This window comes from Dietzia sp. NCCP-2495 (assembly GCF_026011735.1).
Classification (GTDB): domain Bacteria; phylum Actinomycetota; class Actinomycetes; order Mycobacteriales; family Mycobacteriaceae; genus Dietzia.
The window spans coordinates 1-12,748 of the sequence record NZ_BRVN01000020.1 but is presented as its reverse complement, the minus strand read 5'-3'; the positions used below and the strand labels follow the sequence as shown (position 1 = coordinate 12,748).

General features: G+C 64.7%; 12 protein-coding genes and 2 tRNA genes. 4 read left to right on the top strand and 10 right to left on the bottom strand.

The window, feature by feature from the left end; translation table 11 throughout:
- Positions 1–3: 3 nt before the first annotated feature.
- Positions 4–810 (top strand): class I SAM-dependent methyltransferase, encoded by an 807-nt coding sequence (locus OPF83_RS14105; protein ID WP_264888166.1) that lies wholly within the window; start codon positions 4–6, stop codon positions 808–810.
- A 132-nt stretch (positions 811–942) separates the two neighbouring features.
- Here OPF83_RS14105 and OPF83_RS14100 read toward each other — a convergent pair whose 3' ends face one another.
- The 4 genes from OPF83_RS14100 to polA form a co-directional block, all read right to left on the bottom strand.
- Entirely contained in the window at positions 943–1,704 is a 762-nt protein-coding gene (locus tag OPF83_RS14100; protein WP_309297794.1) for an amino acid ABC transporter ATP-binding protein, read from the bottom strand.
- Positions 1,701–2,675 carry an amino acid ABC transporter permease gene (locus OPF83_RS14095; protein WP_264888164.1) on the bottom strand — a complete coding sequence of 325 codons (975 nt, stop codon included), beginning with the start codon at positions 2,673–2,675 and terminating at the stop codon, positions 1,701–1,703. The genes OPF83_RS14100 and OPF83_RS14095 overlap by 4 nt, the downstream gene beginning before the upstream one ends.
- Positions 2,676–2,683: 8 nt before the next feature.
- Positions 2,684–3,583 carry an ABC transporter substrate-binding protein gene (locus OPF83_RS14090; RefSeq protein WP_264888163.1) on the bottom strand — a complete coding sequence of 300 codons (900 nt, stop codon included), beginning with the start codon at positions 3,581–3,583 and terminating at the stop codon, positions 2,684–2,686.
- An 89-nt stretch (positions 3,584–3,672) separates the two neighbouring features.
- The gene (gene polA / locus OPF83_RS14085) at positions 3,673–6,471 is read right to left on the bottom strand and encodes a DNA polymerase I (protein WP_375546272.1); all 2,799 of its coding nucleotides are present in this window, start codon (positions 6,469–6,471) and stop codon (positions 3,673–3,675) included.
- Between the two features lie 96 nt (positions 6,472–6,567).
- On the opposite strand from polA, the gene OPF83_RS14080 reads away from it, so the two are divergent.
- A tRNA-Leu gene (locus tag OPF83_RS14080) sits at positions 6,568–6,644 on the top strand.
- 12 nt (positions 6,645–6,656) lie between these two features.
- Here the strand turns inward: OPF83_RS14080 and OPF83_RS14075 are convergent.
- Together OPF83_RS14075 and OPF83_RS14070 are read right to left on the bottom strand one after the other, a co-directional pair.
- Positions 6,657–7,835 carry a site-specific integrase gene (locus OPF83_RS14075; RefSeq protein ID WP_264888162.1) on the bottom strand — a complete coding sequence of 393 codons (1,179 nt, stop codon included), beginning with the start codon at positions 7,833–7,835 and terminating at the stop codon, positions 6,657–6,659.
- A complete protein-coding gene (locus OPF83_RS14070) occupies positions 7,825–8,460 on the bottom strand; it encodes a helix-turn-helix transcriptional regulator (RefSeq protein WP_264888161.1) in 636 nt (211 codons plus the stop codon). Before OPF83_RS14070 ends, OPF83_RS14075 begins: the two co-directional genes overlap by 11 nt.
- 104 nt (positions 8,461–8,564) lie before the next feature.
- Here OPF83_RS14070 and OPF83_RS14065 point away from each other — a divergent pair, with 104 nt between their 5' ends.
- Complete coding sequence (locus OPF83_RS14065; protein WP_264888160.1) at positions 8,565–8,747, top strand: AlpA family transcriptional regulator; 183 nt, start codon at positions 8,565–8,567, stop codon at positions 8,745–8,747.
- Positions 8,748–8,928: 181 nt separating this feature from the next.
- On the opposite strand, the gene OPF83_RS14060 is transcribed toward OPF83_RS14065, so the two are convergent.
- Together OPF83_RS14060 and OPF83_RS14055 are read right to left on the bottom strand one after the other, a co-directional pair.
- Positions 8,929–9,342 (bottom strand): hypothetical protein, encoded by a 414-nt coding sequence (locus tag OPF83_RS14060; RefSeq protein WP_264888158.1) that lies wholly within the window; start codon positions 9,340–9,342, stop codon positions 8,929–8,931.
- A gap of 99 nt (positions 9,343–9,441) precedes the next feature.
- Positions 9,442–9,514: transfer RNA gene (locus tag OPF83_RS14055), tRNA-Ala, on the bottom strand.
- Between the two features lie 284 nt (positions 9,515–9,798).
- On the opposite strand from OPF83_RS14055, the gene OPF83_RS14050 reads away from it, so the two are divergent.
- Positions 9,799–10,338 (top strand): hypothetical protein, encoded by a 540-nt coding sequence (locus OPF83_RS14050; protein ID WP_264888156.1) that lies wholly within the window; start codon positions 9,799–9,801, stop codon positions 10,336–10,338.
- Between the two features lie 554 nt (positions 10,339–10,892).
- Here OPF83_RS14050 and OPF83_RS14045 read toward each other — a convergent pair.
- A complete protein-coding gene (locus tag OPF83_RS14045; protein WP_264888155.1) occupies positions 10,893–12,110 on the bottom strand; it encodes a hypothetical protein in 1,218 nt (405 codons plus the stop codon).
- 6 nt (positions 12,111–12,116) lie between these two features.
- A partial coding sequence (locus OPF83_RS14040) for a type ISP restriction/modification enzyme (protein WP_309297793.1) occupies positions 12,117–12,748 on the bottom strand: 632 nt, incomplete at its 5' end.

The window sequence follows — 12,748 nt, the reverse complement described above, 5'->3', positions numbered from 1 at the left end:
AGAGTGACGTCCACAAACCCCCCTGGACATGGAGAGTCTGTCCGCGCTTCCCGCCACTGGTGGGACTCCGAGGCCGCCGAATATCACGCCACGCATGGCGAATTCCTCGGTGCGACTTCCCCCGACGGTGAGTTCATCTGGTGCCCCGAGGGCCTCCACGAAGGAGACTGGCACCTTCTCGGTGACGTCGACGGACGCGACGTCCTCGAGATCGGGGCCGGCTCGGCGCCGTGCTCGCGATGGCTCGCGGGCCAGGGCGCCCGAGCTGTCGCGACCGACGTGTCAGTGGGGATGCTCCGGGTCGGCGCCGAGGCGGCGCGCAGGTCCACCGGTCGGGCAGGGTCGGTGCCGCTGATCCAGGCCGACGCCGGTCGACTGCCGTTCACGGACGCGAGCTTCGACGTGGTCTTCTCCGCGTTCGGTGCCGTTCCCTTCGTCGCGGACACCGCCGGGGTGATGGCGGAGGCCGCGCGGGTCCTGCGACCGGGTGGCCGCTTCGTGTTCTCCGTCAACCATCCGATGCGGTGGATCTTCCGTGATGATCCCGGTGTCGACGGCCTCGTCGCGGTGTTCCCCTACTTCGACCGCACCCCCTACACCGAGCGCGACGAGGACGGCCGACTCACCTACGTCGAGCACCACCGGACCGTGGGAGACCGTATCCGCGAGCTCGTCGCGGCCGGGTTCATCGTCCGTGACCTGATCGAACCGGAATGGCCCGAGTGGTTGGAGCGTGAGTGGGGTCAGTGGAGTCCACTGCGTGGTGCGATTTTCCCCGGCACCGCGATCTTCGTGGCGTCACTCCCCTGACGCCTGCCCGCCGGGCCTGACTTCGAATACGACCGCCCCCACTCGGTGACACGAGCGGGGGGACGGACGGATCCGACGTCCCCGGATCAGTGAAGCTCCAGGACTCAGGTCAGAGGCTCTTCAGGCCTCAGGTCAGAGGATCTTCGACAGGAAGTCCTTCGTACGTTGGTGCTGCGGTGCGCCAAGGACGTCCCCCGGCTCACCTACTTCGACCACCACACCGTTGTCCATGAACGCCACGGTGTCCGCGACCTCTCGAGCGAAGCCCATCTCGTGGGTCACCACGACCATCGTCATGCCGGCCTTTGCCAGATCTCGCATCACCGACAGGACCTCACCCACCAGCTCCGGATCAAGCGCAGAGGTCGGCTCGTCGAACAGCATGAGCTTCGGTTCCATCGCGAGCGCCCGCGCGATCGCCACTCGCTGCTGCTGCCCACCCGAGAGCTGGGCCGGGTAGGCGTCCGCCTTCGCGGACAAACCGACCGTGTCCAGTAGGTCGCGCGCCCGCGCGGTCGCAGTGGCCTTCGACTCGCCCTTCACCAGCATCGGCGCCTCGATGACGTTCTCCAGAGCGGTTCGGTGGGGGAAGAGATTGAAGTGCTGGAACACCATCCCGATCTCGCGCCGCTGACGAGCGGCCTCCTTGGCGGAGATCTCGTAGAGCTTGTCGCCCTTCTGCCGGTATCCCACCAGTTCCCCGTCGACGTAGAGTCGACCGGCATCCACCTTCTCGAGGTGGTTGATGCACCGGAGGAACGTCGACTTCCCGGACCCCGACGGCCCGACGAGGCACAACACCTCACCGGCACCGACCTCGATGTCGATCCCCTTGAGAACCTCGAGTGAGCCGAAACTCTTGCAGACCTGATCGGCCTTCACCATCGGTGTCATGCCGTTCCTCCCGACTTCTGTCCCGGCGTCCCCCCGGCTTCGGCGGCGGCGAGACCGGACGGGGTCAGTCCGTCGGCGTCGGCCAGTGCACGGAGCTGCTTGGCGGTGAGCTGACGGGTCGCTCCCCGTGAAAACCGCTTCTCCAGGTAGTGCTGGCCCACCATGAGGACGCTGGTGATGACCAGGTACCAGGTGGCGGCCACCATCAGCAGCGGGATCGGCTGGAAGTTGACGCCGGAGATGTCCCGCGCCTGGCCGTACAACTCACCGGAGAACGGGATGGCCACCACGAGCGAGGTGGTCTTGAGCATCGAGATGAACTCGTTGCCCGTGGGAGGGATGATGACCCGCATCGCCTGGGGCAGAACGGTGCGACGCATCGTCTGTCCCCATGACATGCCCAGGGCGGTCGACGCCTCGGCCTGCCCTTCCGGGACGGAGGAGATGCCGGCGCGGACGATCTCCGCCATGTAGGCGGCCTCGTTCATCGCCAGGCCGACCACGGCCAACCAGAAGGCCGAGTACAACACCATCGTGTCGTCGAACCGGATGAACTGGATGTCGGTGAACGGGATCCCGAACTGGACCTGGCGATAGATGGTGAAGATGAGGCCCCAGAACAGCAGCTGGACGTATACCGGGGTCCCACGGAAGATCCACAGGTACACCCACGCCACGGACTTGAGCACGGGGTTGCTGCTCATCCTCATCACCGAGAGCAGGACGCCGAGGATCACCGCGAGGATCATCGACAGCAGCGTCAGCGCGATGGTGTAGAACGCCGCGGTACCGAACCTGGTGTCGAAGAGGTATCTGCCGTACGTGTCCCACCCGTAGGCGGGGTTGGTCGCGGCCCCCCAGACGAACAGGAAGGTCAGGACGAGGACGACGGCCGCCGACACCCACCGCCAGGGGTGCCGCAGCGGCACCGCCTTGATGGGCTTCGGCGTGCCCGATTCAGGACTGCTCACTACGGAGGTCACTCGCGGATCTCGGCCTGGCTGATCAGACCGTTCTCGACGCCCCAGTTGGTGGCGATCTGCTCGAACGCACCGGACTCGATGAGCTTGTTCGCGGCGGCCTCGAGAGCGGCGCTCAGTTCGGAGCCCTTACGCACGGGCCAGCCGTAGGGGGCGGAGTCGAAGACGTCGCCGACGAGCTGCATCTTGCCGTCGGACTGCTTCACCGCGTACGCGGAGATCGGCGAGTCCGCGGACATCGCGTCGGCCTTGCCGAGGGCGACGGCGGTCGAGGCCTCGTCCTGGGTGTCGAACTGGACCTTGATGATCTCGGGCTTGCCTGCGGCGACGCAGGCCTCGCTGCGGGCGGGGACGTCCTCCTGGTCGGAGATGGTCGTGCGCTGGACCGCGACGCGCAGGCCACAGGCATCGTCGGGGTCCACCTCGTTGCCGGCCGCGGACGCCCACTGGATCCCGGCCTCGAAGTAGGTCACGAAGTCGACGGTCTCCAGTCGCTCGTCGTTGACTGTGAACGACGAGGCGCCCAGGTCCATGGTGCCGCCCTCGATGGCGGGGATGATCTTCTCGAAGTCCGACTCGCGGAACTCGGCCTCGAGCCCCATCACGGTGGCCACGGCGTCCATCACGTCGATGTCGAATCCGACGATCTCACCGCTCTCGTCCTTGAACTCGTTGGGCGCGTACGGGGTGTTGGTGCCGATCACGATGGTCCCGCGCTCACGCAGGTCCGCGGGGACGAGCGCCGCGATCTCGTCGTCGGTCTCGACGGTGACCTCCTGGCGGGGCTCGCCGGTGTCCTCAGGCCCTTCCGTGTTGGTGGTGCAGCCGGTGAGGACGAGTGCTGCCGTGGCGGTCGAGGCGAGGATGGCACGGAGCCCGCGCCGGGAAGTGAGGGACATGTCAGGGCCCTTTCAGGCGTCGTTAAGCCGAATCTGCAATGAACCTAGGGCATCGGAGGAGTGCCACAAAATGAATCGGCCGAAAACCGTCAGTGTGCGGCCGAGTCCCAGTCCGTCCCGATCCCCGTCGACACGTCGAGTGGGACGTCCAGCTCGATCGCGGAGTACATCCGGTCGACCACGAGCTCGCGGACCTCGTCGAGCTCACCCTCCGCGACCTCCACGACGAGTTCGTCATGGACCTGGAGCAGGAGCCGACTCCGCAGGCCGCGCTCGGTCAGGTCGGCGTCGACCCGCAGCATCGCAGCCTTGATGATGTCTGCCGCTGTTCCCTGGATCGGTGCGTTGAGGGCTGCGCGCTCCGCGTTCTCGCGCTTGATCCGATTGTCGGAGTTGAGCTCGGGGAGGTAGCGGCGACGGCCGAACAGCGTCTCCGTGTACCCGTCCTTGCGTGCCTGTTCGACGACGTGCTGCAGGTAGTCACGAACGCCGCCGAACCGGGCGAAGTAGGCGTCCATCTGCTCACGTGCCTCGCCCTGGCTGATCCCGAGCTGGGCGGCGAGTCCGAACGCACTGAGTCCGTACGCCAGCCCGTAGCTCATGGCCTTGACCCGACGCCGGAGCTCGGGGGTCACCTCGTCGATCGGCACCCCGAACGCCCTTGACCCGACGAAGGAGTGCAGGTCCTCCCCCGTCCGGAACGCCTCGATCAGCCCCTCGTCACGCGAGAGGTGTGCCATGACGCGCATCTCGATCTGGCTGTAGTCGGCGGTGAGCAGGCAGTCGTATCCCTCGCCCACGACGAAGGACTTCCGGATCCGCCGCCCGTCCTCGGTGCGGACGGGGATGTTCTGCAGGTTCGGGTCCGTCGAGGACAGTCGCCCGGTCGCGGCGACGGTCTGGTTGAACGTCGTGTGGATCCGGCCGTCGTCGCCGATGGTCTTGATGAGTCCCTCGACGGTCGTGCGCATCTTGGTGGTCTCGCGGTGCAGCAGCAGCGCCTCGAGGAACGCCCGTCCCGGGGTCTCGCCGGTCTCCTTGCTCAGCAACTCCTCGAGCGCCTTGGCGTCGGTGGTGTAGCCGGTCTTGGTCTTCTTGGTCTTGGGCATGCCGAGCGTCTCGAACAGCACGACCTGGAGCTGCTTGGGTGAACCGAGGTTGATCTGTTCGCCGCCGATCGCCGCGTAGGCGGCCTCCTGGGCCTGCCGTCCCCGGTCGGCGAATCCGTCCCGGAGTTCCTCCAGTGCGGCCCCGTCCACCGCGATACCGAGGGCCTCCATCCGGGCGAGCACCGGCACGAGCGGCAGTTCCATCTCGGCGAGGAGCTGCGCGCCGTGGACCTGCTCGAGCTCCACGTCGAGCCTGTCGGCGAGGTCGACCACCGCGCGGGCACGGGTAGCCGCGGCGTCGGCGGTGTGCTGCGCGGCCTCGGCCTCGTCCACCTCGTCGAGGAGCGACAACTGCTGCTCCCCCGCCTCGACCTCTGGCAGTTCGCGCTGGAGGTGTCGCTGGTACAGCTCAGCCAGTCCGTAGCTCCGCTGCCCCGGGCGCACGAGGTAGGCGGCGAGGGCGATGTCCATCGTCACGCCACCGAGGGTGAGTTCCCGACCGGCGAGCGCGTGGATGGCCGACTTCGCGTCGTGGAGTGCCTTGCTCACGGCGTCGTCGGCGAGCCAGTCCCCGAGCGCCTGCTCGTCCTCCGGCCCTATCGCCGCGAGGTCGATGTGGCCGGAGGCGCCGCCCGCGGCGGCGATGGTGAGGGTCTGTGCATCGCCGGCGCCGGGGTTCGAGGGTCCGACGACGACGAGGCCGTGCCGCTGCCCGGCCGGCGCGTATGAGGCCAGCCAGTCAGAGACGTCTCCGGCGTGCAGGACCGAGGCCTGCTCGAGCTCGATCTCGGCGACGGGCTCGGGGGCGCCCTCGGGCAGGAACGCCGTGAGGAATCGGTCCCGGGCCTGCGGGCCGAACTCGAGTCTGTCGAAGAGAGCGTTGACATCCGCCCGCTCCGGGGTGCTGCGGACCAGGTCCGCGAGCTGCACGCCGAGATCCAGGTCGCGGGTGAGTTCGGTGATTCGACGGTTGAGCTGGACCTGCGGAAGATGTTCGCGGAAGCTCTCGCCGACCTTGCCCTTGACCTCGTCGGCGTGGGCGATGAGCTCGGACAGCGACCCGTACTGGGTGATCCACTTGGCGGCGGTCTTGTCGCCGACCTTCGGCACGCCGGGCAGGTTATCGGACGTGTCGCCGCGGAGGGCGGCGACGTCCGGGTACTGGGTCGGGGTCACGCCGTACTTCGCCTCGACCGCCTCCGGGGTGTAGCGGGCGAGTTCGGAGACGCCCTTGACGGGGTACAACACGGTCACCGAATCGGTGACCAGCTGGAGCGCGTCACGGTCGCCGGTACAGATGAAGGTGCTCGACCCGGGGTCCACGGCTGAGGTCTGGGTGGCGAGAGTCGCGATGATGTCGTCGGCCTCGTGCCCCTCGAGCGACAGGGTGCGCACGCCGAGTGCGCGGAGCGCCTCCTGGATGAGCTCGACCTGGCCCTTGAACTCCTCGGGGGCGGCGGACCGCGTCGACTTGTACTCGCGGTACTCGGCGGTTCGGTGGAGCGTCGATCGGGACACGTCGAACGCCACCGCCAGATGGGTCGGCTCCTCGTCGGTGACGAGGTTCGCGACCATCGACAGGAAACCGTAGACCGCGTTGGTGTGCTGCCCGGACGCGGTCGAGAAGTTCTCTGCCGGCAATGCGTAGAACGCGCGGAACGCCAGTGAATGCCCGTCCAGGAGCAGAAGCCGGACAGGCCCGCCACCCGGTCCGGCCGGGTCGACGCCAGCGGATGTGGTGGCGTCCTTCCGGTCGGCGTCCGACGATCCTGCGTCCACGTTTGTCACGGTCTGGCTCGAGGTGCTCACACGGACACTCTAGGTGTGCCGTCTGACAAGCGCTCGCCGGTCGTGGGTTAGACTTCATCGGCACTCGCCCCCGTAGCCCAATTGGCAGAGGCAACGGATTCAAAACCCGTCCAGTGTCGGTTCGAGTCCGACCGGGGGCACCACGTTAGAGCAGTTCAGACCGTCTTTCTGATCGGGACGACCTTCCGCTTCTCCCCCTCGGTACGCAGAGAGTACGCACGAGACTCACTGAGGTTCGCCGCGAGATGGTCCAGATCGTCGTCGAACAGGTGCCCATAGCGGTCCAACGTCAGGGTCGCCGAGGCATGGCCTAGCATCCGCTGAACGGCCTTGATGTTCGCCCCCGCCTGGATCGCCAGAGATGCCGCTGTATGCCGCAGATCGTGCGGTGTCATCTCCTTGTACGGCCGCGCACCGTCGAACTTCGAGCGGTACGTCCACGACGTCAGATACCCGCCTATGGGCGACTCAAAGACCAGCTCGTCCTCGTCCAGCTCCTCGATGAGTGGCCGGAGTTCCTCGACGAGGAACGCGGGCACCGGCACCGACCTGTGAGCGTGAGACTTGGGTGGGCCGACCACCAGTTCCCGGCCCACCCTCGTGACCGATTCGGAGACCTCGATCCGGCCACGATCCAGATCGACACGTCTGGCCCGCAGCGCGACGGCCTCTCCCCAGCGCAGGCCGGTGTACGCCAGCACGAGGGTGAGGAGCCGCCACTCTCCCATCTTCGCCGCGAGATCCTCCACCTGGCGGTGCGTCAAGTATCGGCGCTCCACGGCCACCTTCCGCGGGAGTTCGACGCCCAAGGCAGGGTTCACCGCGATATGTCGGCGCTTCACCGCGTAGTCAAGAACACCACGCAGCGCTTGATAGGCCTGGATCGTCCGCGACGGCGATAAGCCCTTCTCGGTGTCTCTCACCCCGCTCGAGCGCATCTCCGAGATCCACGCCTGCACGCCCTCGTGAGTGACGTCGCCGACCGGGGTGCCGCCCCACTTTGGCAGGACGAGTGTGTCGAGCAGACCCCGGTACCCTTCTAGCGTCTTCGGCTTCAGCTCCGACTTCGTCCCGTACCAGCCCTCAGCGAGGTCCTGGACGAGGACCTTCTTCTTCGCGGGCTGCACATAGGTGCCAGTGACGAGATCCGCGGTCGTCTGGTCCAACCATGATTCGGCGTCACGCTTCCGGGCGAACCGCTTAGTCGTTTCCCGGCCGTCATCGTCCACATAGCGGGCCCGCCAGCGCATCCCCTTGCCGCGTAGCCGGGTGGGCTGACCGGTGGCCTTAGAGGTCCACAGGTCTTCGACGCCGGAACGTCTGTTACGCACCATCGACACGCGCCTCCCGGTCGTGTGCGCTCCCGACGTAACGAAGCCGCGGACGTTTGCTGTGGGAGCTCTGTATTGGCCAGAGTTCATTCAACCGCTCGTTGACGAGCTTCAACGACCCTTCACTTTGGATCGAGGAATACGTCTGGTGAACTGCGTTCATGAGGTCATCCAGTTCCCATCGCAGGACGTCCAAGTAGTCGTCGCTCAGCGCAAGAGCCTCGCTCGACAAGGGCTTTGTCACGTATCTCTGCTCGAAGCTCTCAATATCGTGTTGAGCCCAGAAAAATCGCCCACCAGCCTGCACAGCATCGGCTCGAAGATCACGCAGCCGGTCGAGCGCTGCACGGTAGAAGTCCACATCGGACTTCTCTGGCGTCGGCGTATACATCCACTCCAGGGACCGTTCGAAGATGTTCGCAAGTGCGATGGCCTCCCCGATCCGAACCGGCCTGGACCCCTTCTCGACCCTAGAGATCGTCGTCTGATGAAAACCGTCGAATCCCTTGTCCTGCATCCGCCGAGCCAACTCCGTCTGCGACCACCCGTTGCCTTCACGCAAGCGCTCGACGGTCTTGGCGAAAACGAGGTCTGGGGTTTGGTGTGAGCTGGTGTCAGGTGTGGTCACGAGAGCCAGATTGCCACACATTGTTGCGCACTGCAACATCTTGTGGTTTAGTCTAGTGTGTACTTAACAGCAACAGGTTGTTGCAGCCCAGGAGAGGACTACCCATGGCACCCCGCTTGCTTACCGTCGAGGAAGTCGCACCACTGCTACGCAAGAGCCCTTCTGCGTTTCGCTGGATGATCCAGACCGGGAGCGCCCCGAGGCACGCCAAGATCGGCGGCCGTCTGTACTGGCGCGAAGCCGATGTCGAAGCGTGGATCGACGCGAAGTTCGAAGAGGCCTCGTGATGATGCACCCGACTACCTAGACCTCAGCAATCAAACTCGAGGACATACACAGGTAGGGGTCCTGGGAGGCGACTGGAGGGATGGAGTGCCGCCAAGTGCGTCCCAGCTCCGCCCGCCACAGCCGGGAGACTCAGAGCAACGGGCCATCGCAATCGCTGACCGGGCAGACCACCCCCGCGATCTAGAACCCGTACAGTTCGCCGGTCCGCCGGTTAAGGACCTCGACCCACTCGCTGCTGGGGACGGAGCGCTCGTAGACCCGCCAGGATGACGCACCGCCTCCGGCGGAGATCAAACTCTCGATGGTCTGGGTGGAACTACCGTGCGCCAGCGCCCAAGGTTGCCACTTGTGCACAAGGCGCTTGGGCAACTCCACGGTGAACCGCACCGCTAGCTTGTCAACGCTGCTCCCGGCTAGGCCGAGGGTGCCGTCTTGCGGGTCTGGGTTGCTGGACAACCACACGACGTCCGGCCCGGCGTGATCCCGCTTGAAGCTGATGTTCGACTCGACCGTCTTGAGGAACCCGTCGTTCAGGATGTAAGGGAGGTGATCGGTCGATGTGTAGTGGTAGACGCGGATCAGTCTCGGTCCCACGGCTTCTCTCCCTTTCCGCCTGTGCCCTCCCCCAGCAACTCAAGGTACTAGGAACCCCTTCCGGCTGCGCCGTAGCAGGCCAAAGAGGGTTCCGAGTTGAGGAATTAAGGGGAATCGAACCCCTGACCTTCTCGATGCGAACGAGACGCGCTACCAACTGCGCTATAGCCCCTAACGCACTTACAGGCTTTCTACCTGCGTTTATAATCTCCGCGGCTCACAATCAATAACCTCGGATGACCGGAGATTGTGGGCAATGCGTGGGCAATACGTGGGCACCGCCCACAGCGCTCGAAGCTCCGCACGGACCACCCGGAGAACTCAACCAGAGGCACGACGGCAAACTCTGGGGTCTCCGACGCCATGGGAACGCTCGCTCCCGGCAGCCGAATGGATGAGCGACGAAGTGCGTGCAAGTGCTGCACAGGTATCCCTCCTCAAGTCCGAAGGTGGCCCATGAACGACACGGCGGTAGTCGAACCCCGGTGCCGGGTATGCAGGGACGACAAGACTCGGGAGAAGGTGAACTCTCTCCTCGCGAAGGGCTTGAGTTTCGCCGCCATCGCCCGCGCCGCCATCGGAGGCGGTGAGGCAATCTCGGAGGACTCGGTGAGGCGGCACGCGGATCGTCACTTCCCCGTTCAGCATGTCGCGGGGGCTACCTACCGGGAGATCGTTGAGCGGCGAGCTCGCGAGCAGCAGCTCGACCTGGAGGAGGGGGTCCGCACGGCGTTGACTCCCCTTGCCTACTTCGAGGCCGTCATGCTCAAGGCATTCGAGAACCTCGTTGACGACAAGGCTGACGTGAGTATCCAGGCCGGTCTTAGCGCCGCGGCTCACCTCCAGGAGGCCGCGGCGAGCTCCTCGGATGGGATGGAGATCGCCCGCGTCATGGTGCAAATGGACCAGGTCATTAGAGCAGTTCGTGAGACTGTCCCCGAGGAACTTTGGCCCGAGATCGTCGAGCGCCTTAAGGGCACCGAGGACGGCTACTGACTCCCAAGTTCCTCTCAGGCCCGCCCCCACGACAAGAGCACCGACCGCCGCTCCGACGGGCACGCCGACCCAGCCAGACCGAAGCGGCCGTTGGTGGCCGGGGAGACTACCGCTTTACGGAAGCCGCGCATTGCACAAGCGTCGGTGGGTTCGTCCTAGTTTGCCCCGTGACGCCCGCCCCCTCCTGTTCCCCCTCCCCCTGCCGGGAAGCTCCGCTTGGGCCTCTACGGGCGAACCAGGCGACGGCACGGACGGGTACAGCTTAAGAAGTCGCCGACCGGAGATGGCTTACGGTCGGCAAGACGCCGAGCAGGCCATCCCGCGGGCCCCGCGTGCTAGCGGACGTCCAGAACAGAAGCCACGTTAAAGCTCATGCACACCGAACCGGAGGCTCGACCCGTCCCCCAGTCGCCAATGGACGAGCCCCATCTTCGAGGCCCGGTTTGCTATGAATAATGCCTGCTCAGGAGCTGTGTCCTACAACGGGTATAGGAGAGGAGGGGGGTTGACAAAAGAGATACAGTACCACTGAGGTGATCTCTCAGCTTGACCACTCAAGAGACGGAGGCCCGCTTCACTCGTAGCGGAAGACCCCAACGCTCGCCTACCGAGAGCATGACGTCCTCAAGCACCTCAAGGTCCCCCACTGGGGCAAGAAACGAGTCGTGAATCGGGAAGGGGCATCGACCGGTTCGACTGTAGGTCTGAAGCATGACCTCCATAGCGATGTCCGAGTCGTCTCTCTGGAACCTCGCTCCGGAGTCTGATCCGAAGAACGGCTCTAGGTCCGGATGAGCTTCCCTCACCGCCTCCACGAGATTTCTGGCCAAGTCAGTACCAACGGCTCTTCCCCCAAGATCCTTCGCAATGGCACGGCTTGCCGATCCGAAGTTCGCTGCGTTAAAGAGCACGTTCACCGCAAGCTTCACATCGTCTCGATCGAACCCCTCGATCTCATACGGATCCCCATCGGGGACGCGCACACCAGCCTTGGTTAACGCCATCGTGATGTGAAGCGCCGAGAAATCCAGTTCGGCGACCGGATGGACTTTGTCTCCCTCGTGCCATCGCAAGTTCATACGCTCACGAAGTGAGAGGTTCTGGACGGACTCCCCGAAAAAGTAGAACCGTCCGCCTCGATCAAAAAACTTGTTGAAGATCCGGCGTCCGGGCAGAACTCGTCGCCGAGCGCCCTCCAGCCGGATGTCCTGGCTCCGAAGTAATCGGTTGACCTCACGTACATCAGCACGCATTTCCTCGGTAGCCGAGGAGTCCTCGTAGTCGAGTGGCAGACCTTTCGAGTCACGCAATACGATCGTCTCCACAGACCCCAGCCCAGCGCGCTGCTCTCCCGGATCTACCAACCCATCGAGAAGGTCCAGCAGCTTGCGGGTGGCAACAGCCACCGACTCTCTCCCCTGCCCACCAGCACCGCCGTAGCGGCCTGTATAGAGCCTCGCGAGACCCGCCTCATCAAGGCCTGCCATCGCGTTAATGACGTAGTAGTAAGTGCGGTACTTCCCCTCGGACCTATACCTGGTCGGAACGCTGTACGCGCCGCGCCCGCGGGGATAATGCACACCGTTACCCGAGACGAAGTGAGCGCAGAACAGCGACCGCGAGATGGATGCGGCGCTGCGTCTGATCTCCTCGTTCTTAAAGGTCGCAGCCTGTCTCAATGCCTCGACGACTGGTTCTATCTGGTCGTCGGACCAGCCGAGCAATAGCTCCGGCGTCGGCTTGTACAGCGGGTGGTCGAAGAGGAAGCTCACCTATAATCACATACCGCTGGACTGCTTGGGTCCGGTAGCGTCGACCCTGCCGAGCGCGTCGACAATCTTGTTGGTCTCCACTGCCACGGTAGTGACCTTCTTGATCAGCTCGACGATGTACTGCGGGTCTCCCACCTCGTCGCACCAGTCATTAGGATCGTTGACGATGCCGGAGGCCTTGTCGGTCTTGACCTGCCACCGGTCGATGATCCAACCGAGGGCGGAGCGCGAGCCGAGCATGTAGTCGTCGGCCTCTATCGGGATGCCCGTGATGGTCACCTTCGGGTTGTAGATGATGGTGGTCGGGTCATTGACGAGCTTGCCCGTCTCGTCATCTCGGACGCGGGCCCACTTCATCTTCGACACCCGCCACGTCTCACGATCCTCCGCCGAGACGCCCTTTTTAAGTTCGACCTTCAGGGGATACAGCTCGACTTTCTCGTAGCCAGTGTGGAGGTCAGCAAGCCACCTACCCACGCGAGTGACCGTCTCGAATCGTTCCTGGGTCTCTGGCGTCGGAATGTGCGGCAGCATCTTCTTCAAATCTGCCGCGTAGCCGATCCGGTAATGCGGGTCATGGAGTTGGCCGTACACGTAGTAGAAAATGTCGTCCTTACCAACCTCGGGGCCGACCACAT

Bases quoted from the DNA above. Each gene is read 5' to 3' on its own strand.
- OPF83_RS14100 (WP_309297794.1), bottom strand. From the start codon at position 1,704: ATGACACCGATGGTGAAGGCCGATCAGGTCTGCAAGAGTTTCGGCTCA.
- OPF83_RS14090 (WP_264888163.1), bottom strand. From the start codon at position 3,583: ATGTCCCTCACTTCCCGGCGCGGGCTCCGTGCCATCCTCGCCTCGACC.
- OPF83_RS14075 (WP_264888162.1), bottom strand. From the start codon at position 7,835: ATGGTGCGTAACAGACGTTCCGGCGTCGAAGACCTGTGGACCTCTAAG.
- OPF83_RS14065 (WP_264888160.1), top strand. From the start codon at position 8,565: ATGGCACCCCGCTTGCTTACCGTCGAGGAAGTCGCACCACTGCTACGC.
- OPF83_RS14050 (WP_264888156.1), top strand. From the start codon at position 9,799: ATGAACGACACGGCGGTAGTCGAACCCCGGTGCCGGGTATGCAGGGAC.